This window comes from Gordonia sp. N1V (assembly GCF_029269935.1).
Taxonomy (GTDB): domain Bacteria; phylum Actinomycetota; class Actinomycetes; order Mycobacteriales; family Mycobacteriaceae; genus Gordonia; species Gordonia polyisoprenivorans.
The window spans coordinates 108,912-132,932 of sequence record NZ_JARJDD010000016.1; the positions used below are offsets into that span (position 1 = coordinate 108,912).

Sequence of the window (24,021 nt, forward strand, 5' to 3'; positions counted from 1 at the left end):
GAAGCCGCGTGAGCGTCCGCGCATCGCCGGATGGTTGTGCAGGTGATTATTGTGCACCGGTCGGAGCGTCCTGCGGGCCGCTCTCCTGCGCTGCCGGCGCCGGGTCGGTGACGGTGACCATCGCGGTGCGGATCACCTTCTCGCCCAGGCGGTAACCGCTGCGATAGACCGCGCCGAGGACCGGCTCGGAACCGCTGCCGTCGTTCTGGACGGCTTCGTGCAGTTCCGGGTCGAAGACGTCGCCGGGTTCACCGAACTTGACGACACCCTCACCGGTCAGTGTTGCGGCCAGCTTGTCGGCGACCGCACGCAGCGGACCGGACTCGAGGTCGCCGTGCTCGCGGGCACGGTCGAGGTCGTCGAGGACCGGCAGCAGCTTCTCGATGAGAACCTGCTTGCCGTAGGCCACCCGGCCCTGCTTCTCCTCCTCGGTACGCCGCTTGTAGTTGGCGAACTGTGCGCGTTCGCGCTGCAGTGCCGCCGTGAGGTCGGCGACCTCGTCGGAGTGCGGGGTGCTCGGCTCGGGATCGGGGATCGCCGCGGCGGGCTCGGCCTCTGCGGGGCCCGGCCCGGCGGCCGAATCCTCGCGCACCTCACCCGTTTCCGGGTCGATGCGACGACGATCGGTCACCGTCACCGGCTCCTCGGAACCAGCTCCGCTCCCGGCGCCCGGAGCGACATTGGGCCCGCTCGCTCCGCTCCCGGCGCCCGGAGCGGTCACTTCTTCTCCTCGGGCTCGTCCACGACCTCGGCGTCGACGACGTCGTTGTCGCCTGCGGTCGCGCTGCCACCGTCGGCGGCGTCAGCGGCCTGACCCTCGGCGGCCGATGCCGCGTAGATGGCCTGACCCATCTCCTGCGATTCGGTCGAGAGCTTCTCGATCGCGCTCTTGATGGAGGCGATGTCGTTGCCCTTGAGCGCCTCGTTGGCCTCGGCGATCGCAGCGTTGACCTTGTCCTTGACGTCGGCGGGCACCTTGTCCTCGTTGTCCTTGAGGAACTTCTCGGTGTGGTTCACCAACGACTCGGCCTGGTTGCGGGTCTCGGCCTCCTCGCGACGCTTGCGGTCCTCTTCGGCGTGGGCCTCGGCGTCCTTGATCATCCGGTCGATCTCGTCCTTGCTCAGGCCCGAGCCCTCCTGGATGCGGATGGAGTTCTCCTTGCCGGTGCCCTTGTCCTTCGCGGTGACGTGCACGATGCCGTTGGCGTCGATGTCGAAGGTCACCTCGATCTGCGGAACACCCTGCGGCGCAGGAGCGATGCCACCGAGCTCGAAGGAGCCGAGCAGCTTGTTGTGCGAGGCGATCTCGCGCTCACCCTGATACACCTGGATCTGCACCGACGGCTGGTTGTCCTCGGCGGTGGTGTAGGTCTCCGACCGCTTGGTCGGGATGGTGGTGTTGCGCTCGATCAGCTTGTGCATCACGCCGCCCTTGGTCTCGATGCCCAGGCTCAGCGGGGTCACGTCGAGCAGCAGGACGTCCTTGACCTCGCCACGCAGCACACCGGCCTGCAGGGCAGCACCGACCGCGACGACCTCGTCGGGGTTCACGCCCTTGTTGGGCTCCTTGCCGCCGGTCAACTCCTTCACCAGGTCGGTGACGGCGGGCATACGGGTCGAACCACCAACGAGCACAACGTGATCGATGTCGCCGACGGAGATGCCGGCGTCCTTGATGACCGCCTGGAACGGAGCGCGGGTGCGCTCGAGCAGATCCGAGGTGATCTTCTGGAACTCGCTGCGCGACAGCTGCTCGTCGAGGAACAACGGGTTCTTGTCGGCGTCGACTGTGATGTAGGGCAGGTTGATCGAGGTCGACTGCGATGCCGACAGTTCGATCTTGGCCTTCTCGGCAGCCTCACGCAGACGCTGCATGGCCATCTTGTCCTTGGTCAGGTCGATACCCGAGGAGCTCTTGAACTTCTCGACGAGCCAGTCGACGATGCGCTGATCCCAGTCGTCACCGCCGAGGTTGTTGTCGCCGGAGGTCGCGCGGACCTCGACCACTCCGTCGCCGATCTCGAGCAGCGAGACGTCGAAGGTGCCGCCACCGAGGTCGAAGACCAGGATGGTCTGTTCTTTCTCGCCCTTGTCCAGGCCGTAGGCCAGGGCCGCGGCGGTCGGCTCGTTGACGATGCGCAGCACGTTGAGGCCGGCGATCTGGCCGGCTTCCTTGGTGGCCTGCCGCTGGGAGTCGTTGAAGTAGGCGGGCACGGTGATGACCGCATCGGTGACGTCCTCACCGAGGTAGGACTCCGCGTCGCGCTTGAGCTTCATCAGCGTGCGGGCACTGATCTCCTGCGGGGTGTACTTCTTGTCGTCGATCGCGACGTTCCAGTCGGTCTCGCCCATGTGGCGCTTGACCGAGCGGATGGTGCGGTCGACGTTGGTGACCGCCTGGTTCTTGGCGGGCTGCCCGACGAGCACCTCGCCGTTGCGCGCGAACGCGACAACGGACGGAGTGGTGCGGGAGCCTTCGGCGTTGGCGATGACGGTCGGTTCGCCGCCTTCGAGTACCGACACCACGGAGTTGGTGGTGCCGAGGTCGATTCCGACAGCACGAGACATCTTTGCTATTCCTCCTGGTTTCTGGGTGTGCACCCAAGTCCTGCTCCCCCGCGGCAGGCTTGGCGCCCACCACGAGAGTGTGGTTTGTGGCAAACCTGTGCTCCGGGGGCAGACTTCAGTGCCTCCGACTCATGTCCTACCGGGTTGAGCCGGTCCAGGTCAACTCAAGTTGAGCCAGCATCGCTCAGGTTTCTCGATGGGTCCAACGGGTGGGGTGGCGCAGATGTTCCCGATTCGACCAAAAAAGTTGAGCGGAGTTCGCTCAGGTTTGGCCCGCGTGGCCGCAATTCTCACGCTTCGATCGTGAGATCCGCTCACGACCAGGCGCGATTGGGCCGATAATCCCCTCGGGGGTCGCGCTGTGTGGGGTCCACCAAAGCGGTGGCCGCCGAGTTCGAGGAGTCGAGATCATGAATCGTCGTGTCCTGTCCTTCGCGGCCCTGGCCATCACGATGCTCTACGGCATCGGCTTCGCGGTCATCGACACGAACACGCCGTATGCCGTCGTCGGCGGCGTGGTGGTGGCGTTGAGTTGGGTCGCGGTCGGGATGCTCGGGCGTGAGGAGGACGATCCCGAGTGAGCCGGCCGGCACGTCACAACGGTCACCACCGCAAGGGCGCAGTCCCCAGGAGTGTCGGCGCGCGGTGTGCCGGGGTCGACAGACCCTCGAAGACCATCGGCACCGAGGGTTCGACGAGGCGCCCGAGCGGACCATCGCAGCCCTCGGCGGACGCGACCGGCGGCCCGATCGGTCGCCCCGGACGGGCGTCGACGATCCCCAATGAGCGAACCCAGGTGCACACCCGCGCCAATTCGACTCGCACGCGCCATGTCCCGCCCTCGGTGGCCCGTCGGCGCAATGCCGCCACGGCCCCGGCGGCCCCCAAATAGGCGGCGAGATAGTCGTTGAGCAGTTGCGTCGGCGGCAGGGCCGGCACCCCTTCACCCTCCTCGAGAGCAAAACCCGTTGCCGAGCAGGCGAGCTGATCGAAGCCGCCGCGGTCGCGCCAGGCCGACCCAGATCCCCAGCAGTGGTAGTCGACGACGACGGCGCCCGGATGTTCGAGCGCGAGATCGTCGGCCGCGAGGCCCCGGTTATCCAGTCCCAGATAGGAGTTGACGAAGACGTCGCCGGCGTCGATCAGCGTGTGCAACGCCGCCGCTTGATCCGGCTGTCGCACATCGCAGTACGCGTTGCGCTTGCCCCCACCGGTGAGGGCGACCATCGCCAGGGGATCGGGAAGGTCGGGGCGGCTGACGTGACACACATCGGCACCGAAGGTCGCGAGCAGCTTTGTCGACACCGGCCCGGCGATCACGTGGGTCATGTCGACCACCCGTATCCCGTGGAGCGGCGGCCACACCGACGTGTGGGGAAGGGGCCGGGGCGGGGCGTCACCGATGCGCTCGAGTCGGATCACCGGATGCGTGGCGCTCTCCCGGCCCACGGGGTGCTCGGCCCATTCGTCGGCCGTGCGCACCGCGGCCGCCACGCCCCCGGCGGCGTACACGGCGTCCTCGAGATAGACCGCACCCCATTCGGCGGCCGCGGCCGCGATCTTCGATTTGACCGGCGGACAGTTCAGGACCACACACACCGCGTCGCGTTGATGAGGATAGGTGGTGATCAGAAAGATCCCCCGGCCGTCACTCGTACGGTAGAAGTCGTTGTTACCCAAAGCCGAGGGGTCCTCGACGACGGTGTGGACATGCCGGCCGTTGAGGGTGGTGAGAAAGGCCGCCCGGAGTTGATCGAGCGCCGTGGCGAGGTCGACGGTGACGCATCGGCCGCCCGCAAGTGCGGCGAGTTGGACCCCGAGGGCTCCGATTCCTGCGGCCGACGCCTCCGCGATCCGATGTGGCGACGAGGTGGTCGGCGCTTCTCCGGTGATCACGCATTCCCCGGTGTCGGTACCGAGCAGGGCGGTGAGGTCGAAGACCGTCGCGGGTACCGAGGTGAACGAGTCCGGGGACAAAGGTGTCGGGGCCATGTCCCTACTGTGGCCATCGCCGACAGCGCACCGACCAGGCTTTCGTATATACGTAAGGTGGTGGGCATGCGCCGACATCGCGCCATTCCGCGCGCGGACCACATCCTCGAGTGTGTCGCCCGCGCCGGAAAACCCTTGTCGCTGAGCGATATCGCGCGCGAAATCGAAGCGCCGGCCTCCTCGACCCACGACCTCGTCGACGACCTTCGGGCATGCGGTTACCTGACCCGCGTCGGCGCGCGCTATCGACTCGGCCAGCGCCTACGCACGCTGCGGCTCATTGCCGGCCACGCCGATCAGCCGCCGCTGACACCGGACGAACTCACCGAATTGAACGCCGTCATCGAGGCCCCGGTGGCGCTTGCGGTGTTGGTGGGATCCGACCTGGTGTACCTGCATGGGGTGGGTGAGGTTCCCGCGGAGATCGGCGCCGTGGTGCGCGATCACGTGCCTCGACCGTTGCTCGCCACGGCGGGTGGTCGGGCCATGCTGGCGTTCCTACCGGCGGACGAGCGCGCAGCACTGCTCGCCGAGCACGCCTCACCCGGCGAAGCCGTCGCCTTCGGCCGCGAGATCGATGAAATTCGCGCTTGCGGATATGCCCTCAGCGATGGTTCGGTGCAGTCGGCGCTGCGGGTGGCCGGAGTACCGGTATTCGGCGGGAGGCGACTACTGGCCGTGGTGGTCGTCGCCGCGCCGAGGATCTCGGGTCGACCCTCACCGGCTCTCCAACATGCCGCGCGACGCACGGCTGCCTGGTTGGCGGCCCGCGCCCGGACATGAGTGGTGCTGCTGCGCGACGCCTCACCGCCACTGCTCAGAGGGACTCGATGATCCGCTCGAAGAAGAGTTCCTGGGCGCCGAGCCGCCGACCGGGAAAGTGCCGGGACACGACCGCTTCCAGCGCCTCTTGTGTGCGGATCGACAGGAGATGGCACAGCGCCACTGCGTCATCGATGTCCCCCTGCGACTTGCGCGTCACCATCGCCTTCATTGCGAGGACGTACTCCGGTGACGCGATACTGATGACCAGCGCCGGACCGATCTGCTCGCTTCGGGGATGGTCATCGGGTAGCGGAGGCATGAGCTGGGCGACTCCGTCGCTGAGCCAATTGGGGTCGAGATCACCCTCGCGCGCAGCGACCGATGCGGCCGCTTGAAGCACGACGTCGCGCGGCTCGAATGTTCCGTCCACATCCTCAGTCGCCCGATCGGCGTTGTACGCCAAGGCCATTGCCGCCCCGCCGACGATGAAGAGAACGCCGGCCTTTCCTCTCGCCTGCAACTCCGAGTCGAGAGCACGCAACAGCTCCCGGATCTCGGACGCCGTCAACGTTCGCGCCACGCTCAGACTCCCTCGAGATTGCCGACCGGCAACACCACGTTGCGCGTCTGCAGCTCCACCGGGGTCCGGAGGTAGTCAGTCCAGAAATACTTGGGCGGCACGCCAAACGGGTCGAACATCGCATCCGTGCAGAACCGGTCCGGTTCAAAGCACCATGCCAAGATCTCCGGATCGCTGACACGATCGCGCCCGGTGATGTGCGCGACCCCGCCCAGTATGGCGTCCCATCCGCGCGTGCCGGTGGGTGGCGGACGCCGATGGACCTCATCGATGTCGACGACGTCGGTCAACCGCTGCGTCCGGAGAACCAGTTCACGGAGTAGTCGGACCGCCAGATGCCAGTCGTACTCGCCGGCGGCCAGGGATTCCGCGAGCTCCGCATAGGTGAACAACCCGCGTCTGCGGATGGGTCGACGGACGTCAGCGGTCACACAGTCGATGATATCGGCGCGCAACGAGTTCGCCGCGCCCTTGATGCCACCGTCAGTCCGGCTTGGGCGCCAACGCGTCGCCCGGGAATCCGCGGACCGGGTGGACGTCGAACTCGAAGACGCCGGCCTGCACACCCGGGTCGTCGTTCATGATCTTCGCGGTCGTCTCGACGTCCTTGTCGAAGATCCCGAAGCCGCGGATGTCGGAGTCGTCCTCGGTGACACCGAGGATGACGGCGAGATCGCCCTTGGCGCGCAGGGAGAAGTTGCGTCGACTGTGTTCCCAGATCAGGTCCTTGGCCTCGGGGGTGCCGAACTTCGGTCCCGCGCGCAGAACCACCACCGAATACGGCTGCGAGTACTGGATGATCGTCCGCATCTCTTGGTCGGTGATCTTGGGCAGGTCGGACATGGAGAGCTCCTTTGCTGACACATATACGAGACTTCGTCTTTCACCGTAGTCCTCGAGTTCGGCGCAGATGCGGACCGCTGGATTCAGGGTGATCGCAAGGCTTCCGGACGCCCGGTACCCCGCTGTTAGCGTGGCGACGTGCGCTTTCAAGTTCTCGACATCGTTCCGCACACACCCCATCCGGTCACCGGTGAACTCCTCTCCTCGCACACGCGCCTGGCGCGCGTCGTCGAGAACGCGGTACTCGCCGAGCAGCTCGGGATCGACTCGTATGCGGTCGGTGAGCGTCATGCCGGGGAGTTCTTGTCGTCGTCGCCGACGGTGCTGCTCGGTGCGCTCGCCGCGGCCACCGACCGGATTCTGCTGTCGACCGGGGTGACCGTGCTCAGTCTGCTCGACCCGGTGCGCGTCGCCGAGGACTACGCCACCATCGACCAGCTCTCCGGTGGACGCCTGGAGATCGTGATCGGCAAGGGCAACGAGGACAAGCACTTCCCGATGTTCGGCCGTCGGCTCGAGCATCAGTACGACTACCTCAGCGAGAACTACGCACTGCTCCGGCGGCTCCTGCGCGAGGAGAATGTCACCTGGCGGGGCCAGCATCATGCACCGCTCGACGGGGTGAGCACCGTGCCGCGGCCGTTTTCCGGGCCGTTCCGGATCTGGCACGGGTCGGCGACCTCCACCGTCGCCGTCGACCTCGCCGCCCGATACGGCGACCCGATCGTCACCGCCAACGCCCTGCAACCGCGCGAGAACTATCAGGTGCTCATCGATCGGTATCGGGAGAAGTATGCCGAGTACGGACACGATCCGGCCCGGGCATATGTGGGGTCCGGATCGGGCGGTCTGTTCCTGGCCGCCACCACCGACGACGCGATCGCCGAGTATCGACCGGTCTACGAGGGCATCGCCGCCCATAATCGCGAGAAGTTCGCGGGCGAGACCCGGATCGGCAAGGTCAACATGTTCGCCACCATCACCGACGCCGTCGAACGCGGGCCCGCGCTGGTCGGGTCGTCGCAACGGGTCGCGGAGAAGATCATCGACTATCACCGTTCGTATCATCATGATCTGCAGTCGATTTCGATCAATCCCGTGTTGCCGTACGAGCGTCAGCGTGAGGTGCTCACCCAATTCGCCGAAGAGGTGATCCCACTGGTGCGCCGCGAGCTGTCGACGACGCTGTGGAGTACCGACGACCCCGGACGCGCCGCCGGCTTCACTGCCGGCGACTTTGCTTGCGGCGGAACAAACTTCGGAATTCCGGCAAATTCGTCCGATGGGGGCGCAACTGCACACCGATGAGTACTGTGGCGTTGTTGCGTCACCGGTGTCATGAGGAGTGCACATGGACGAGAACCAGGTCGACCAGGCCTATCAGCAACTGCAGCAGCAAGGACAGCAGACGGCGACGGCGCTGTCGGCGCTGGCCCAAAAGCTCCAGGCGGCAGCCGCATCCGGCAATTCCGACGCCCGCGAGTGGGCGCTGGACCTCAAGGAGGTCGCGCTCGCGATCCGCGACGAGGAGGGGCAGATGACCAACCTGCTCCAGTCGATGCACGCGATGATCGATTCGCACATGCAGCAGGTGGCGCCGGCAGCCCCGCAACCGCAGTACCAGCAGCCGCAGTACCAGCAACCCCAGTATCAGCAGCCTGCCCAGTATGCGCAGCCCGCCTACGGAGCCCCACAGGGCGGCGGGATGCTGCAGCGATTCCTCGGCAGCGGTTTCGGGCGATCGATCGCCATGGGCGCCGGATTCGGCATCGGCGACGACATCGTCAACGACATCTTCCGCTGAGCGAACGCCCTCGTGGTTACTCCGGTCCACCGGTCATTTCGCCGTTCGTCATCGCCGAACCAGGCCTACGTCACCACCGAGCCCGGGAAGGCATACCTCCCCGGGCTCGGTCGTGTCGTGAACCGTCGGCAGATCAGGCCGCGGCACTCACCTCGTCGGCGGCAGGCTCGAGAGCCTGCTTGACGATCTCGGCGACGTCGACCATCGGGTGCACCTGCAGGTCGTCGAGGACCTCGGCCGGAACGTCGTCCAGGTCGGGCTCATTGCGCTGCGGGACGAACACCGTCTTGAGGCCGTTGCGTTGCGCGGCAAGCAATTTCTGCTTGACGCCACCGATCGGCAGCACCCGTCCGTTGAGCGTGACCTCCCCGGTCATGCCGACGTCCGCGCGGACCTTGCGACCGGTCGCCATCGACACCAGGGCGGTGACCATGGTGACGCCGGCGCTCGGGCCGTCCTTGGGCACCGCTCCCGCCGGCACGTGCACATGGATAGTGCCCTCGAGCGACTTCGGGTCGACGCCGAGTTCGGTTGCGTGCGAACGCACGTAGGACAGTGCGATCTGTGCCGACTCCTTCATGACGTCGCCGAGCTGGCCGGTCAATTGCAGTCGGGTACCGCCCGCCTCACCCGGCTCGGAGCCCGTTCCACCGACGCGACTCACCTCGATGAACAGCACGTCGCCGCCCATTCCGGTGACCGCGAGCCCGGTCGCGACGCCGGGTACCGCGGTACGCTCCTCCGATTCGGGGGTGAAGCGCGGACGGCCCAGCAGTTCCTTGAGCTCTGGCTCGCCGACGATGACCGGTACTGCGGCACTACCGTTCTCGATGTTGGTCGCCACCTTGCGCATCAGCTTGGCCAGCAACCGCTCGAACTGCCGCACACCCGGTTCACGGGTGTAGTTCGCGGCGATCTCGCGCAGTGCGTCGTCGGTGACCGTGATCTCCTCGGCGGTCAGGGCCGCGCGCTCACGCTGGCGGGGCAGCAGATAGTCGCGGGCGATGGCCACCTTGTCGTCCTCGGTGTAGCCGTCGATCGTGACCAGTTCCATGCGGTCGAGCAGCGCTGACGGGATGTTCTCGATGACGTTGGCGGTCGCGAGGAACACGACGTCGGACAGGTCGAGATCCAGGTCGAGGTAGTGGTCGCGGAAGGTGTGGTTCTGCGCAGGGTCGAGGACCTCGAGCAGCGCCGCCGCGGGGTCGCCACGGAAATCGGATCCGACCTTGTCGATCTCGTCCAGCAGCACAACGGGATTCATCGATCCCGCTTCGCCGATGGCACGCACGATCCGACCGGGCAGCGCACCGACATAGGTGCGCCGGTGACCGCGGATCTCGGCCTCGTCACGCACACCGCCGAGGGCGACGCGCACGAACTTGCGGCCCAGTGCTCGGGCAACGGACTCACCGAGCGACGTCTTGCCCACTCCGGGCGGGCCGGCGAGGACCATCACCGCACCGGAGCCGCGGCCGCCGACGACCTGCAGGCCACGCTCGGCCCGCCGCGCGCGCACCGCGAGGTATTCGACGATGCGGTCCTTGACGTCATCGAGACCGTGGTGGTCGGCGTCGAGGATCTCGCGCGCGCCCTTGATGTCGGTGGAGTCGGTGGTCGTGACGTTCCACGGCAGGTCGAGCACCGTGTCCAACCAGGTTCTGATCCAACCGCTTTCGGGCGACTGGTCGCTGGAACGCTCGAGTTTTCCGACCTCGCGCAGCGCAGCCTCACGGACCTTGTCGGGCAGGTCGGCGGCCTCGACGCGACCGCGATAGTCGTCGGCGCCGTCGGGCTCGTCCTCACCGAGTTCCTTGCGGATGGCGTTGAGCTGCTGACGGAGCAGGAACTCCTTCTGCTGCTTCTCCATCCCGTTGCGGACGTCGTCGGCGATCTTGTCGGAGACCTCGGTCTCGGCAATGTGCTCGCTGGTCCAGTCGATCAGCAGTTGCAGTCGCGCGGCGACGTCGTCGGTCTCGAGGAGCTCACGCTTCTGGACGTCGGTCAGCCATGACGAGTAGCCAGAGGTGTCGGCGAGATCCGACGGGTCGCTCATCTTGTTGACCGCGTCGATGACCTGCCACGCCTCACGACGCTGGAGCATCGCGAGGACGAGTTTCTTGTACTCGGCGCCGAGCGCCTTGGTCTCGGCGGTGGCCTCGGCCTCGTCGATTTCGGTCACCTCGACCCACAGCGCGGTGCCGTGGCCGGTGGTGCCGGTGCCGATGTGTGCCCGCTTTTCGCCCTTGACGACGGCCGCCTGGCCGCCGCCGGGGATGCGCCCGACCTGCACGATCGACGCAACCACCCCGTGGGTCGGGTACCGGTCGTCCAGACGCGGCGCGACCAGCAGTTTTCCGGGCTCGCTGGCCCGAGCCGCATCAACAGTCGCCTGGGCTGCGTCGTCGAGGGGGATCGGCACGACCATGCCGGGCAGGACGACGAGATCGGGAACGAACAGGACCGGCAGTGAATATGTCTGCTCAGACATCTAACCTCCAAAGTTCAGTCTGACGGACTCAACTCTGCTGGCAGGAAGTTTGTTCCCGGGGCGGTTTCCGCCGTGGGCGAACGGGCGCGTTTGGGTGCCGACCCGGCCGATGTGTGTCCTGCAGGACACGCATTCCTGAAGTCGACCCACATTCAGGGATCGACCCGCCCTCCGACGCTGCTCGAGGCAGGTCGGGGAGGCCGACAGCGTGGAGGACTCACTTCCCGAACGCCCACCGGACCATCAGCGAGAGTTCCGTATTCCAGAACGCCCCACCGTGCGATCCGTCCCGCTTATGCATGACGACGTCCGCTCCGGCTCCGTGAAGTGCGGTCGCCCATCGCGCAGCGTTCTCGAGGAAGAACGATTCCGAGGTGCCCGCGACGAGATACACGCGCGGCAGTTGGACCGGCATGGTCACGGGCGAACGGTAACCGGCACCGGGCGACGCGCCGAGCGCCACGCCGTAGATCGACGGGTGCCGAAGCCCGAGAGCCAGCGCCAATTCGGCCCCGGCGGAGACTCCGAACACGGCAGTCCGCGCCGGCGGCAGGTCCACACCGAACCGCGACGCCACCCATCGTCGTACGTCGCCGACGAAGAACCTCTCATGCGCGGCGAACCGTTCCGGCGCGATCGGCGGCGAATACTCCTGCAGACGCACCGTTTCATCAGCCGATCGGTGCGTTCCGACCACCATGGTGGATTCGGCGGTGCCCGCGTCGAGCGCTTGCACCCGACGCCGGGTCGACTGACCATCGCCGGCGAAAACAATGGCCTCCGGCCTCGCCGGCGGGATATACACCGTGACGGGCCGACCACCATCGTAATCAAGTGTCTCGGTTGCGAATTCGCCAGCCATTGCAGCGTCGGTCGTCTCATCGTCCATCGTCACCCCTTGCCGGAGGCAAACGTGTGCCGACCTGGCATCTGTGCGTCCTGCAGGACACACATCCCCGAAGTCGACACACATCCAGGAGATCGACGCGCCACCTCAAAACAACGTCCCCTGACCCGAACCCCGCGCGGAGCGTCGACGCGGGACCGGCGGAGGTGATACAGCAGGCCCATCCGCCATCTCCATACCGATCCAGCAGCACACCACGTCGCAGACGTAGTCGAGTTCCGCGGCCGTCAGCGCGCGTCCCGTCGCGATCCCGTGCAGTCGGTAAAGGCAACCCCGACAACAGGTTCCGGTGGCGTGCTGCGCACGGAACACCGGGTGACCACCCCACGGCGTCTGTTTTCCGTCGTTGCGCGGATATGCCGGGGCAAGTCGGGCACCCAGCAGATCGGCGGCGTGAATTCGAATGAGCTTCATGCCGTCTCGGGCGACGATGGCCTGCTCGTGGCGTCGCAGATGAAAGCGGGAGCGGAACCGATAGCCGGTGATCCGCTGCACGACGGCGCGGATCTCCTCGGTTGGCTGCTCATGCATGGGACCAGGCTAGAGGCGCGTGACGATCAATGGCCTCGGCTCGATGGTTGATCCGGCTCAGAACCGACGCGATATTGCCGTCACAATCTCCGATTGGCGTCAATTCGTCCGATCGGCAAAGCCTTCGGGCAACGCTCCCGGTGCCACCGAAATCACCGACTCGTCGTCGGCGCCGACGAATTCGAACAGGGTGATCCGGGCGAACTCGGGCACGACGAATATCGGATAGGTGGGCCCGGCGTCGCGCAGGGCGCGCATCTCGTCGAGGTGGTCGTTCTGGAACACGACGGTGGCGGAGCCGTTCTCCTCGACCCATCGTGGGAAGAAGATCGTTCCGTGCAGTCTGCGCTTTCCCGGCAGGACGTTGACGACGACGCTCGTTCCGGTTGGCTCGTTCCAGGACACCTTGTACACGTCGTCGTCGAGCTGCACGAGATCGACGCGTTGATCCTTCACCCACCGACCACCCACCATCCCTGAATGAATGCGGTAGTCGATCGTCGACGCGTTCTTCACGTACATCTCGTACTGCCACCCATTGGCGTAGGTGTAGATGAAGCGATGCCCGACGAGTCCGGACAGGTCCTGGATCGGCTCGATGTTGCTCATGGTGCCGATTGTGCCCGCGTCCATCCAAGGCCCTTTCCACCCCGGGGACGACGCCTCCGAGTAAACGGACTAGAGTCCTGTTAGACCTATCGTTAGGAAGGTGAACCACCCATGCCTCGTACCTCGAAGAATTCCCGGGCACTCGATGCCGGCCTGCTGACCCTGCGCGTCGCGGTCGGGGCCACGCTGTTCGCCCACGGCACCCAGAAACTCGCCGGATGGTTCGGCGGCCCCGGCATCGACGGCACCGCCGCCGGGATGGAGAAGATGGGCTTCGAGCCGGCCAAGCCGTCGGCGGTGGCCGCCGGCATCAGTGAGGCCGCGGGCGGACTCGTCGTGCTCGGTGCGGGCACCCGGGTCGCGGCGGCCGTCGGCACCGCAGCGATGATCGCCGCCGCCGACGTCCACCGCCCGAGCGGATTCTTCTCGCAGAACGGCGGTTTCGAGTATCCCGCGGTTCTCGGATTGTCCTCTGCTGCAATCGTTCTGACCGGCCCGGGGCGCTACTCGCTGGACGCCGTCGTCAAGCACCCGCTCGCGCACGAGAAGGTCGGTGTCGCCGCGCTGCTGGCATCGGTCGGCGGCGCCTTCGGCGTCCTCTCACGCCGCAAGAAGGCTCTGGCCGCACAGTCGGCCTGAGCCCGCCGTCAGATCACCGTGAACCGCACGGTGCACGTCACCGGCGCAACCGGCACCAACCCCTTGGGTTGAGCGCTGATCGACACGTCGAGCGGGCCCACCCCGGGGTGGAGGTAAAGCGTAGGCATGCTCGACATGTCGGCGAACGGCATCAGTAGCTGGTACCGCTGGATCGAGTCGGAGAATCGTTGCGTTCCGTGCTGTCCGGTCACCGGATTGCGCCAGGTGAGGGTGCCGCCGGCCGAGTAGGGGGCGATGAACGTCACCGGCTTGGTCAAGTACAGCGTCACACTGTTGTGGACGATCGGTTTCTGGGTCTGCTGAGCGTGGATTCCCACGGTGTATGGCAGATCGACGATGTTGGGACTGACGCCCTGACAGGTGCGGTCATCGAGCCGGCCGAAGGTGTCGTCGGCCGACGCGGTCCCCGCGCCGATCAGCATTCCCGCCGCCGTGGCGACCGTGAGCGCTCCGGCTACCAGCCGGTTTCTCCATGTGCTGTTCATGCGCTGAGTATCGGCTGCGGCTTCACGATCGTTAACTCGACTAATCGAATCGTGATCCCGTCGTTCCCGAGACGCGGCCCGACGACGGGAACCCCTACGGGATCGGCCAGTCGGTCGTGGCTCGCGCAGCCGCCACCACGTCGTCGGACAATTGCGACGGATCGACCCGCCGCGTCTTCTCCCACGCATGGTGCACGGGGCAACGCTGCACGCGCATCGGCCCGAACCGCGCGGCCTTGAACGAGCCCAACGGCCACCAGATCGTCGAGTAGTAGGCGCCTCGATCGCACCGGACGATCACCCTGTTCATCTCGACTCCGATCACCAAATATCCAAGGGTCGGTAAACCGCCGGAAAAGTGACCCCAAAGAGCTGGGTCGAATTGTCGCAGTTCTCCCAATCATTCTACGCCGCAATGCAATTGGTGAGAATAATCTCAGGCAATCCTTACCCCACGAAGGGCAGCCAAGGCATACCTTTCTTTCTCATGAACTGGGCTGACGCGGTGCCGAATCTGCTGATCGGACTCCGGGAAGGGCTCGAGGCCGGACTGGTCGTCAGCATCCTGCTCGCCGCCCTGCACAAGGCCAATGCCACCCTCCCCGGCGGACGGCAGGTATCGACCGCCGCGATCTGGCTCGGCGTCCTCGGTGCGGTCTCTCTGGCCGGCAGCTTCGCGGCGGTACTGACCTACTCCACCACCATCCTGTCGAGTTCGGCGCAGGAGGCGATCGGGGGCGCGCTCAGTGTGGTCGCGGTCGTTCTGGTGACCGGGATGATCTTCTGGATGCGCAAGACCGCACGGTCGCTGTCGGGGCAACTGCGCGGCGACGTCGAACGCGCGCTGGCCATCGGCGCGGGCGCGCTCACGCTGACCGCGTTCTTCGCCGTCGGTCGCGAGGGTCTCGAGACGACGCTGTTCCTGTGGACCGCGGTGAAGGCGTCGGGATCGACGGTGGCGCCGTTGATCGGCGCCGCCATCGGTATCGTCATCGCAATCACGTTGTGCTGGTTGCTCTATCGGCGAGCGATACACCTCGACCTCGGCAAGTTCTTCACCTGGACGGCACTGGCGCTCATCGTCATCGCGGCGGGCGTCCTCGCCTACGGCCTCGGCGACCTGCAGGATGCCGGACTCCTACCCGGAAGCTCGTGGGTCGCCTTCGACCTGTCGGCCCACATCGATCCCACCTCTTGGTGGGTGACGCTGATCAGCGGCACCACCGAGCTCACCCCCAAGATGACGGTGCTACAGATCGTGGCCTGGGCCGTCTACCTCGTGGTGGTGCTGACGATGTTCGTGCGCGCCGACGCCGTTGTCCCGGCTCCCGCGAGCACCCCCGAGGAGAACCTCGCCGCGCGCGACACCACCGAGCCGGCACGGCCACGATGGGAACGGTGGGCCCAGCAACGCACCCTGCCGGTTGCCCTGACACTGATCGCAGTTCCGGTGCTCGTCGCCGTCGTGGTCATCCTCGCCCTCCCCACTCCCACGTCGACCGACACCGCCGTGACGGTCACCGCGGACAGCTGTGCGCACGAATGGAATTCGGCGCATTCGGGTACCCAGAGCATCGACGTGGCGAACAAGTCCTCGCACGCCGGGGAGATCAACCTCGACGACGCGTCCGGCGGTGTCGTCGGTGAGATCGAGACACTGGGGCCGGGAACCACCGCAACGCTCACCGCCACGCTCGGGTCGGGGACGTACTCGTTCGTGTGTCTGATGCCGGGGGGCACCACCCGCAGCGCGGCGGTGACGGTGACCGGGCACGACGTCGCGAATGTCCTTGCCGTCAAACCGGTCACCATCGCCGACCTCACCGGCCCCAACAATGCCTATCAGGCGTATGCCGCGCAGACGCTCACGACCCTGGCAGGTGACGTCGCCGCCCTGCGTTCGGCGGTGGCATCCGGAGATCTCGCGGGCGCCCAAAAAGATTGGCTGACGGCGCAACTCGACTGGGAGCGGGTTGGCGCCTCCTACGACAGTTTCGGCGACAAGGGGCAGGCCGTCGACGGATTGCCCGATGGTCTTCCCGGCGGGGTGAACGATCCGGGGTTCACCGGACTGCACCGCGTCGAGTACGGCCTCTACCACGGTCAGGGACCGTCCCAGTTGCTGCCGGTGATCGACCAATTGACCACCGACATCGGCGTCGTCCGGCAGAATCTGACGACCGACGACGAGGCCGGTGACCCGACCAACCTGCCCATCCGGGTCCACGAGATCCTCGAGGACGCCCAACGCGACCACCTCTCCGGGATCGACGATCTGGGCTCGCACACCGCCTATGCGGCCACCTCCGCCGACACCCAGATCACGCGCGTGGTGCTCGCCGAGGTCGCCCCGCTGGTGCAGGCTCGTGACCCCGGTTTGGTCGCCACCATCACCCGAGGTCTCGACACCCTCGACGCCGCGCTGAACACCACCCGCACCCCCAACGGCTGGCAGCCCAGCGACACGGTGACCCTGGCCCAACGTCAGCAGGTCAACGCCGCGCTGGGCGCCGTGCTGCAGTCGTTGTCCGACGAGCCCGGGCTGCTCGAGGTCCCGCCCAGCTCGTGACCGCCACCGACCTGATTCCGACTACCTTGTAGCGAGAGCCGAGAACCCCACATGCGCAAGCATTTCGACCCCAGCCCCTCCGCGGTGAACCGACGGAGTTTCCTGCGTGGCGCGGCCGCCGGGACCGCAGGTACCGCGTTGACCGCAGGGCTGATTGCCGGTGGCGTCACCGCCGATGCACGCTCGACGGACTCCGGTCCGTCCGAAAGTGATTCGTATCCTTTTCATTCCGAGCATCAGTCGGGAATCCTGACACCGGGCCCGGCCGACAAGCAGGCGTTCTCGGCCGTCGCCGCCTTCGACGTCGTCGACGGCACCTCGCGCGCCGACCTCGTCGATCTCATGAAGACGCTGACCACCCGTGCCCGCACCCTCACCGCAGGCGGCGCACCGACCGATTCCGGGGTGTCGGCACCGCCCGCGGATTCCGACGTGCTGGGCCCGCAGATGCCCGCCGACGGACTGACCACCACACTGGGTATGGGTGCGAGTCTGTTCGACGATCGGTTCGGTCTGGCGTCGTCGAAACCGGTGCAGCTCAAGCCGATGCGGGTGTTTCCCGATGACTCCCCGGATCCGGCGTGGATGCACGGCGACCTCTCGTTGCAACTGTGCGCCAATCACCCCGACACCATTCATCACGCGATCCGCGACATCACCCGTCACACCCGCGGCGCGATGCAGATCCGGTGGAAGATCGAGGGATACAACTCGCCGCCGCGCCCTTCGGGGACGGCACGGAACCTGTTGGGGTTCAAGGATGGTACCGCCAACCCGACCGGGTCCGAGGCGCAATCGCTGGTGTGGGTGGATGATCCGCGTGAACCGCGGTGGGCTCGGGGTGGCAGTTATCAGGTGGTGCGACTGATCCGGATGCTCGTCGAATTCTGGGACCGCGTGTCGATCAACGAGCAGGAGAACATGTTCGGCCGCCGCCGAGACACCGGTGCACCACTGGACGGCAACGCCGAGTTCGACACCCCGAACTACGCGGCCGACCCGAAGGGCACCGTCATCCCGCTCGACGCGCACATTCGCATCGCCAACCCTCGCACACCGGCCACCGAGAACCAGCGCCTCATCCGCCGCTCCTACAACTACGATCTGGGCGTCGACGCGAACGGCAACATCCAGGCCGGCCATGTCTTCCTCGCCTATCAGCAGGACGTGGTGCGCCAGTTCGAGACGATCCAGTTGCGCCTCGTCGGCGAGCCCCTCATCGACTACGTGCAGCCGTTCGGGGGTGGCTATTTCTTCGTGGTACCCGGTGTCCGCTCGGCCGACGACTGGTACGCCAGTGGCCTCCTGGCCTGACAGCGGTCAATTCCGCCGGTCGGTGACGGCTAGGATTGGTTGCACCACCATGGTCGTGTGCACACGGCCGTACCACCAGTACCTGCGGGGTGAGGATGCCGAAGTCACCGCAATCGGTCACCCCTGTCTCCACCGGGCTCGACCGCATATTCTCGCCCTGGCTACGCGTCGACGACCTCGATCCCGTCGGCCCGCTGTGGCGGGCCGCGCAGATCTTCCGGCTCGCATCCTTCTGCTATGCACTGGGCTTTCAGATCGTCGTGAACCACGACCTGGATCGGCCGGGCCTGACGTGGGCGTTGTTCGGCTTGTTGGCCGTCGCCAACATCTGGTGGGCGGCGGGCTATCTCGTGGGATTCGGCCGGCGCTGGTGGTTCGTGGCGTCGGAAGTCGCGGTCTCGGCGGTGATGATGCTGTCGACCTCCTACGTCGCCGACATGGCTTGGGTGGCGAACAACCAGACCTGGCCGACGACACTCTGGATGACCAATTGCGTTCTCTCCAGCGCACTTCTGGGCGGGCCCTGGTGGGGCCTGCTGGGCGGGGCCGCGGTGGGGTTGACCAACTTCTATGTGAAGGGCGAGATCATCCTCAACTTCGGCCGCAACGCCACCGCGTTGCTGCTGTTGATGACCGGCATGGCGATCGGGCTCGCCGCGTCGCGGGCGCGCGTCACCCATGAACGGCTGACCATCGCGATCCGCGCGGCCGCGCAGGCCGCCGAACGCGAACGCCTTGCCCGTGAGGTGCACGACGGCGTGCTGCAGGTGCTGGCACTGGTCGCCCGACGAGGCACCGAGATCGGTGGTGAGACAGCACAACTCGCGGCTCTGGCGGCCCAACAGGAGCAGCGCCTGCGCCGGCTGATCGCAGCGCGGCCGGTCGACGGTGGCTCCGACGCGCAAACCGATCTCGCTGCAGCGCTGCAAGCCCTGGCCGCCGACGGGGTGTCGGTCAGCGCACCGCCCGATCCGGTTCCGCTACCGGCAACGGTTCTCGCCGAGGTCATGTCGGCCATCGACAACATCCTCACCAATTCCGCACTGCACGCCGGGCCGGAGGCACACAGTTATGTCCTTCTCGAGGATCTCGACGACGAGGTGATCATCAGCGTCCGCGACACCGGGGTGGGGATCGCGCCGGGTCGGCTCGCGCAAGCGAGAAGTGAAGGCCGGATGGGTATCGATCGTTCGATCGTCGGACGCATCGAACACCTCGGCGGCAGGGCACAATTACATTCGGCGCCGGGCATGGGAACCGAGTGGGAGCTGACGATCCCGGTGGAGAAAGGCCGACGGCGATGACAGTACGTGTGATGGTGGTCGACGATCACCCGATGTGGCGCGACGGGGTCGCCCGCGACCTGACCGACGAAGGGTTCGAGGTGGTCGCCACCGCCGATGGGGTGCGCGCGGCAACCGTCCGCGCCGCGGCGGTCCAGCCCGACGTGGTGCTGATGGACATGCAGATGCCCGACGGCAGTGGCGCGCAGGCGACCACCGAACTCCTCGCCGTCTGCCCGGGCGCCCGGGTGCTGGTGCTCTCGGCGTCCGACGAACGCGACGACGTCCTCGACGCCGTCAAGGCAGGTGCCACCGGTTATCTCGTGAAGAGCGCTCACCGCGACGAATTGGTGGCGGCGGTCCGCGCAACCGCCGAGGGGCAGGCCGTGTTCACGCCCGGCCTGGCCGGGTTGGTCCTCGGCGAGTATCGGCGGATCGCGCGCGATCCGGGTCCCGACACCCCCGTACTCACCGACCGGGAGACCCAGGTGCTGCGTGAGGTCGCCAAGGGTCTGTCGTCGAAGCAGATCGCCACGAGGCTGTCGATCAGCCCGCGTACCGTCGAGAACCACGTGGGCGCGACCCTGCGGAAACTACAGCTGGCCAACCGGGTCGAACTGGCCCGGTACGCCATCGAACACGGCCTCGACGACGACTGAACACCATCCGACCGAACGACGCCCGACCAGGGCTCCTCCGCAGGTCAGCGGGCTTCACTCACGGCATCCGGGTAGATCTACTCAAGATCGGCAGCCTCCGGGCCAGCACAGTTGTCCCCATGAACCACACACCTGCCCCCGGCGGGCCCACGCCCGCCCCGAGTGACACGACGGTCACGGTCCTCGAGCGGATCAGCGGCCAGTTTGCCGACATCGCCCGCTCCATGACCTCCATCTCCGACGACATGACCACGTTGCAGAGCATCCTCGGTGCCGCGCCCGTCCCGCCGCAGCCGTCTCCTCAACCGGTTCCGCCGCAAGCCGTCCCGCCCTCGCCTCATCAGCATCAGCCGATGCCTGCGCCCTATGCGATCCCCACCTATCAGCCGGTGCGGCCCGCACCGTACGCGATGCCGGCGGGACCGATGCCGGTGGGACCCATGCCGGTTGGGCCGATACCACCCCGCCCGTCCTATCCTCCGGCCGGCCATCGTCCACCGATACCACCGAGAAAGACGATGTCCGAACGGATCTCGCAGGCCGCTGAACGTGGACTCGTCGGCAAGCTCCTTGCCGCGGCCGGCGTCGGGATCACGTTGATCGGCGTGGTGCTGTTACTGGTTCTGGCCGCGCAGGCCGGTCTGCTCCGGCCGGAGCTACGGGTGGCCGGCGGCGCACTATTGGCTGTCGCACTCGTCGGCGTCGGTGCCGTTCTCGGCCGAGATGCCAGAAGGCGTTCGGGTGCTGCGGCTCTCGTTGCCACCGGCGTGGCCACCGCGCTGTTCGACGTGCTGGCGATCACCGCGATCTATCACTGGGTACCCGACTACGCCGCGCTCATTCTGGCGGCCGTCATTGCCGCAGGTGGTCTCGGGATAGCGCACTGGTGGGACAGCCAGGCACTGGCGTTGATGGTCGGAATCCCGCTGGTGGTGTTCGCGCCGTTCATCACCGGCGAGATCGACGACGTGCTCGTCGGTTTCTTGCTCGGTTACACCGCCGCCACTCTGTGGATTCAACTGGGACGCAACTGGATTGCGATGTTCGCAACCAATACGGCGGTCGCCACGCTCCCCCTGTGTTACGCGGTGGTCGAGGGCATGCTCACCTCCCCGGATGCTGTGCAGTGGTTCGTCGTCATCGCTCTGGGCCTCAACATGCTCCTTGCGACGGGCTCGGCGCTTGTCCTGCTTCGTAGTTCGACGCAACCGCTGATCGTGACGCTCGTCGCGAGCGCCACTTTGGTGCCGATGCTCGGGGCAACTCCGGTCGCAGGACCGATGGTCGCCTCGATCATGCTGGCGCTGACAGCCGTCGTTTTGGCGACTCTGGCGCTGGGTACCGACCACCTGCGCGGTGTCACATCCGCGGTACGGACGGTGTGGCTGGCGGCAGGTGCGGTTGCCACCTGCGGTGCGCTGATGGCCGGTCTCGACGGCCCCGGTCTCGTCATCGGGCTTGCCGGCGTCGGCTTCGTCGTCGCTGTTGGCGCTTGCGTCACAAATCAATTGGCGTTGCAGTTGCGGATCGTCGGCACCGTGTTCACCGGCCTCGCGCTGTTGGGGTCGATGTCCCTCGGAGCCATCGATCGCATGGTGCTCAGGAACTCGTTGTCAGCGACCACGCAGGCTCAGTTGGTGATCGTCGCGGCGGTATCGCTTGCCGCGGTCGCCACGCTGACCTGGTCGTGGGCCCGCGTTCGTCGCTGCGACGTGCCCACCATCGGGACCATCGGCAGCCTGATCTCTCTGGGACTGGTCACCGAGATCTGCGTCGGCCTCGGTGGCGCCATCAGTGGCGGCGCTGACAGCGGGTTCCGCGCGGGACACACCGTCGCGACCATCACATGGGTGCTGACCGCCGCAGCCGGCCTCATCTGGGCTCGTCGACTCCACGGCTCGTCCCGCACCCTCACGGTGACGGTGAGCCTGGTGATCGTCGCCGCCGCGGTCGCCAAGTTGTTCCTCTTCGACCTCGCCGCCCTCGACGGGCTGTTCCGGGTCATCGCCTTCATCGTCGTCGGATTGCTCCTGTTGACGCTCGGTGTGGTCTACGCACAGTCGTTGAACTCCGACGACGGCCGGGCGCACCCGAGGACCCCGTGACCGTCGTGGCCTCGCACTCAGCTGCCGGCCGCAACGATCTGCTCTGCCAGACCATCGAATTGGTGTCCACCCGAGGGATATTCATGGACGCGGCCCGACGGCAGCAGCGCAGCGTTGAGGGCGAGGTGATCGGCGCCGACGACCATGTCATCGCGGCAGTGGTGCAACGAGACGGCGATCGAGGGCTGCGGACTCGTGAGTGCGTATTCGGCGAGATCCCAGCCGTCGGGGCCCCAGTTGGGCATGGCCAACAACATCACCGACGCCGGGATCGGTCGGGCCGTCTCCGCGAGAACCCGCAGCAGGATCGACGCTCCGAAGGAATGACCGACGACGACGTCATCGGCGCGCGTGCGCGAGAGCGCGATACGGACGGACTTCGCCCAGCTCTCGTAGGACATGTCGTCCGCAGGCATCCGCGGGTAACGCACCACCGCGTTGAGCGCGGCGCCGAGTTCGTCGGCCAGCGTGGCGTCGTCGACGAATCCGCCCGCTCCGTGCAGAAACAACAGTCGTCTGGTCATGATGGCCCCCTTGCGTCGGAGAGTTGCTCACGAGGTTGACCACCGGGACCGACAGAACTCATCGGCCTGTTCTCCCACCGGGTTGAGAACTCCTCCCGATGGCCGACAGCCCCTCCCACTCGGCGGTCGACAGCCCCTCCCACTCGGTCGTCGAGAGCCGCTCCCCACGTGGTCGAGGTGCGAGCCGCGTGCGGCGAGCCTCGAGACCGGCTGCAGCAACGCTGGTTCCGGCTCGGCGGGTGGTGCGGACACTCATCGGCGAGAGGGGTCTCGAGGCTCGTCGCTGGCGCTCCTCGGCACCTCGACCATCGGAACGAGTGACGGCCGCTCTCTGACCGATGCTCGACCCTTCCCCCCCGATGGTCGAGGTGCGAGCCGCGTGCGGCGAGCCTCGAGACCCTGGTGAGATGACAAGCATCGCAACCACATCCACTACCCACTCGACGACTTGTCCACAGATTTCTCGAGCCGCGCGATCGCCGCGCCGGTTTGTCGGTACCCCTTCGTACACTTGTGCCCATAAGTCCGATCGCGCGAGGGGGAGGTATCGGATGTCGACCACGTTGACGTTCACCGATCCGGAGGCCGACGCTGCCGCGATCGCAGCCATGTCCCGCGATGAGCTCACCGAGACCGGCCCGGACCTGCTCCGCGAGTCCCGCAAGTACGAGGCCCGGACGGTCCTGGCTGCCGCTGCGCTGGCGGAGCGGGTGTATCGCGAGCACCTCGCCGGGCGGTCCGAGACCGGCGTATGGGGGTCGGTGATCGAGCACGCCGACAAACTCGCACGCGCCGAAGTGTCTCTGCAGTTCAAGGTTTCCCGCAGCAAAGCCGGGAGTTGGGTGGCATTGGCGGATCTGTTGGAGAAGTTCCCGCTCATCCGCGCCGCCTACCTGAACGGGGAACTGTCCACCAACCGGGCCTCGATCATGGTGCGCGCCGCCCAACGTGGCGCGGACACCGACACCGACAGCGACAGCGTCGACACCGGTGACGAGTCCGAGATGTCGTTCGAAGAGATTGTCCTGGACTACGGGTCCCGCGCCACGACGGATCCGGTGCTGTCGCAACAGCTCGACGCCGCGCTGATTTCGATGAACCCCGACAGTGTCATCGAGGACCGTGACACCCTCACCGATCTGGTGGGACACGTGACCATCACCCCCGACGTTGCGGGGCACTCCGCTCTGGGTGCGGTTGTTCCCGCGCATTATGGGGTGTTTCTCACAACGCAGATCAACGCGCTCATCGATGAACGGACCTGCCGTAAGGACCCGCTGTGGTTACCCCCGTTTGCCGGACATCGGTTAAGCGGCTTCGGTAGCCGCCTGG

At 66.6% G+C, this 24,021-nt stretch carries 23 protein-coding genes and 1 pseudogene; 11 read left to right on the forward strand and 13 right to left on the reverse strand.

Going from position 1 to position 24,021, the window contains the following annotated elements; genetic code table 11:
• Positions 1-46: 46 nt before the first annotated feature.
• Together grpE and dnaK are read right to left on the reverse strand one after the other, a co-directional pair.
• On the reverse strand, positions 47-631 hold the full coding sequence (gene grpE / locus P3L18_RS19740; protein ID WP_231386570.1) for a nucleotide exchange factor GrpE: 585 nt from the start codon (positions 629-631) through the stop codon (positions 47-49).
• 86 nt (positions 632-717) lie between these two features.
• A complete protein-coding gene (dnaK, locus tag P3L18_RS19745; protein ID WP_006369917.1) occupies positions 718-2,568 on the reverse strand; it encodes a molecular chaperone DnaK in 1,851 nt (616 codons plus the stop codon).
• A gap of 410 nt (positions 2,569-2,978) precedes the next feature.
• On the opposite strand from dnaK, the gene P3L18_RS19750 reads away from it, so the two are divergent.
• On the forward strand, positions 2,979-3,149 hold the full coding sequence (locus tag P3L18_RS19750) for a hypothetical protein (RefSeq protein WP_276114988.1): 171 nt from the start codon (positions 2,979-2,981) through the stop codon (positions 3,147-3,149).
• Between the two features lie 22 nt (positions 3,150-3,171).
• Here the strand turns inward: P3L18_RS19750 and P3L18_RS19755 are convergent, their stop codons facing one another.
• Positions 3,172-4,560, reverse strand: coding sequence for a CoA transferase (locus P3L18_RS19755; RefSeq protein ID WP_276114989.1), 1,389 nt, complete (start codon positions 4,558-4,560; stop codon positions 3,172-3,174).
• A gap of 66 nt (positions 4,561-4,626) precedes the next feature.
• On the opposite strand from P3L18_RS19755, the gene P3L18_RS19760 reads away from it, so the two are divergent.
• Positions 4,627-5,343 carry a helix-turn-helix domain-containing protein gene (locus P3L18_RS19760; protein ID WP_079931094.1) on the forward strand — a complete coding sequence of 239 codons (717 nt, stop codon included), beginning with the start codon at positions 4,627-4,629 and terminating at the stop codon, positions 5,341-5,343.
• 34 nt (positions 5,344-5,377) lie between these two features.
• Here P3L18_RS19760 and P3L18_RS19765 read toward each other — a convergent pair whose 3' ends face one another.
• From P3L18_RS19765 to P3L18_RS19775, 3 genes are read right to left on the reverse strand one after another with little or no spacing between them, the layout of a single operon-like run.
• Positions 5,378-5,905, reverse strand: coding sequence for a hypothetical protein (locus P3L18_RS19765; protein ID WP_276114990.1), 528 nt, complete (start codon positions 5,903-5,905; stop codon positions 5,378-5,380).
• Between the two features lie 2 nt (positions 5,906-5,907).
• Positions 5,908-6,336 (reverse strand): hypothetical protein, encoded by a 429-nt coding sequence (locus P3L18_RS19770; RefSeq protein WP_276114991.1) that lies wholly within the window; start codon positions 6,334-6,336, stop codon positions 5,908-5,910.
• A 52-nt stretch (positions 6,337-6,388) separates the two neighbouring features.
• Positions 6,389-6,748, reverse strand: a complete 360-nt coding sequence (locus P3L18_RS19775; RefSeq protein ID WP_006369923.1) for a hypothetical protein — start codon at positions 6,746-6,748, stop codon at positions 6,389-6,391.
• Between the two features lie 138 nt (positions 6,749-6,886).
• Here P3L18_RS19775 and P3L18_RS19780 point away from each other — a divergent pair, with 138 nt between their 5' ends.
• Positions 6,887-8,056 carry an LLM class flavin-dependent oxidoreductase gene (locus P3L18_RS19780; RefSeq protein WP_276114992.1) on the forward strand — a complete coding sequence of 390 codons (1,170 nt, stop codon included), beginning with the start codon at positions 6,887-6,889 and terminating at the stop codon, positions 8,054-8,056.
• 43 nt (positions 8,057-8,099) lie between these two features.
• Positions 8,100-8,552 carry a hypothetical protein gene (locus P3L18_RS19785; RefSeq protein ID WP_006369925.1) on the forward strand — a complete coding sequence of 151 codons (453 nt, stop codon included), beginning with the start codon at positions 8,100-8,102 and terminating at the stop codon, positions 8,550-8,552.
• Positions 8,553-8,685: 133 nt separating this feature from the next.
• Here the strand turns inward: P3L18_RS19785 and lon are convergent, their stop codons facing one another.
• The 4 genes from lon to P3L18_RS19805 all read right to left on the reverse strand — a co-directional run bounded on the left by lon (position 8,686) and on the right by P3L18_RS19805 (position 13,099).
• Entirely contained in the window at positions 8,686-11,043 is a 2,358-nt protein-coding gene (lon, locus tag P3L18_RS19790; RefSeq protein ID WP_006369926.1) for an endopeptidase La, read from the reverse strand.
• 217 nt (positions 11,044-11,260) lie between these two features.
• A complete protein-coding gene (locus P3L18_RS19795) occupies positions 11,261-11,932 on the reverse strand; it encodes an alpha/beta hydrolase-fold protein (RefSeq protein ID WP_276114993.1) in 672 nt (223 codons plus the stop codon).
• Between the two features lie 105 nt (positions 11,933-12,037).
• The gene (locus tag P3L18_RS19800; RefSeq protein ID WP_276114994.1) at positions 12,038-12,481 is read right to left on the reverse strand and encodes a DUF4186 domain-containing protein; all 444 of its coding nucleotides are present in this window, start codon (positions 12,479-12,481) and stop codon (positions 12,038-12,040) included.
• Between the two features lie 99 nt (positions 12,482-12,580).
• A complete protein-coding gene (locus tag P3L18_RS19805; protein ID WP_276115004.1) occupies positions 12,581-13,099 on the reverse strand; it encodes a phenolic acid decarboxylase in 519 nt (172 codons plus the stop codon).
• 102 nt (positions 13,100-13,201) lie between these two features.
• Here P3L18_RS19805 and P3L18_RS19810 point away from each other — a divergent pair, with 102 nt between their 5' ends.
• Positions 13,202-13,729: a DoxX family protein gene (locus P3L18_RS19810; protein WP_006369935.1), complete on the forward strand. Its 528-nt coding sequence runs from the start codon at positions 13,202-13,204 to the stop codon at positions 13,727-13,729.
• 8 nt (positions 13,730-13,737) lie between these two features.
• On the opposite strand, the gene P3L18_RS19815 is transcribed toward P3L18_RS19810, so the two are convergent.
• Together P3L18_RS19815 and P3L18_RS19820 are read right to left on the reverse strand one after the other, a co-directional pair.
• Entirely contained in the window at positions 13,738-14,235 is a 498-nt protein-coding gene (locus P3L18_RS19815) for a hypothetical protein (RefSeq protein WP_276114995.1), read from the reverse strand.
• 94 nt (positions 14,236-14,329) lie between these two features.
• Complete coding sequence (locus P3L18_RS19820; RefSeq protein WP_006369937.1) at positions 14,330-14,545, reverse strand: hypothetical protein; 216 nt, start codon at positions 14,543-14,545, stop codon at positions 14,330-14,332.
• A 177-nt stretch (positions 14,546-14,722) separates the two neighbouring features.
• Here P3L18_RS19820 and efeU point away from each other — a divergent pair, with 177 nt between their 5' ends.
• The 5 genes from efeU to P3L18_RS19845 all read left to right on the forward strand — a co-directional run bounded on the left by efeU (position 14,723) and on the right by P3L18_RS19845 (position 22,165).
• A complete protein-coding gene (gene efeU / locus P3L18_RS19825; RefSeq protein ID WP_276114996.1) occupies positions 14,723-16,804 on the forward strand; it encodes an iron uptake transporter permease EfeU in 2,082 nt (693 codons plus the stop codon).
• A 51-nt stretch (positions 16,805-16,855) separates the two neighbouring features.
• Positions 16,856-18,118 (forward strand): iron uptake transporter deferrochelatase/peroxidase subunit, encoded by a 1,263-nt coding sequence (gene efeB, locus P3L18_RS19830; protein WP_276114997.1) that lies wholly within the window; start codon positions 16,856-16,858, stop codon positions 18,116-18,118.
• A 95-nt stretch (positions 18,119-18,213) separates the two neighbouring features.
• On the forward strand, positions 18,214-19,422 hold the full coding sequence (locus P3L18_RS19835; protein WP_020173275.1) for an ATP-binding protein: 1,209 nt from the start codon (positions 18,214-18,216) through the stop codon (positions 19,420-19,422).
• Positions 19,419-20,060 (forward strand): response regulator transcription factor, encoded by a 642-nt coding sequence (locus tag P3L18_RS19840; RefSeq protein WP_006369941.1) that lies wholly within the window; start codon positions 19,419-19,421, stop codon positions 20,058-20,060. The genes P3L18_RS19835 and P3L18_RS19840 overlap by 4 nt, the downstream gene beginning before the upstream one ends.
• 119 nt (positions 20,061-20,179) lie before the next feature.
• A complete protein-coding gene (locus P3L18_RS19845; protein WP_276114998.1) occupies positions 20,180-22,165 on the forward strand; it encodes a DUF2339 domain-containing protein in 1,986 nt (661 codons plus the stop codon).
• Between the two features lie 17 nt (positions 22,166-22,182).
• On the opposite strand, the gene P3L18_RS19850 is transcribed toward P3L18_RS19845, so the two are convergent.
• Positions 22,183-22,689, reverse strand: a complete 507-nt coding sequence (locus P3L18_RS19850) for an alpha/beta fold hydrolase (protein WP_276114999.1) — start codon at positions 22,687-22,689, stop codon at positions 22,183-22,185.
• 551 nt (positions 22,690-23,240) lie between these two features.
• Between P3L18_RS19850 and P3L18_RS19855 the strand changes: the two are divergent.
• Positions 23,241-24,021: pseudogene (locus P3L18_RS19855) on the forward strand (HNH endonuclease); the annotation flags it as partial.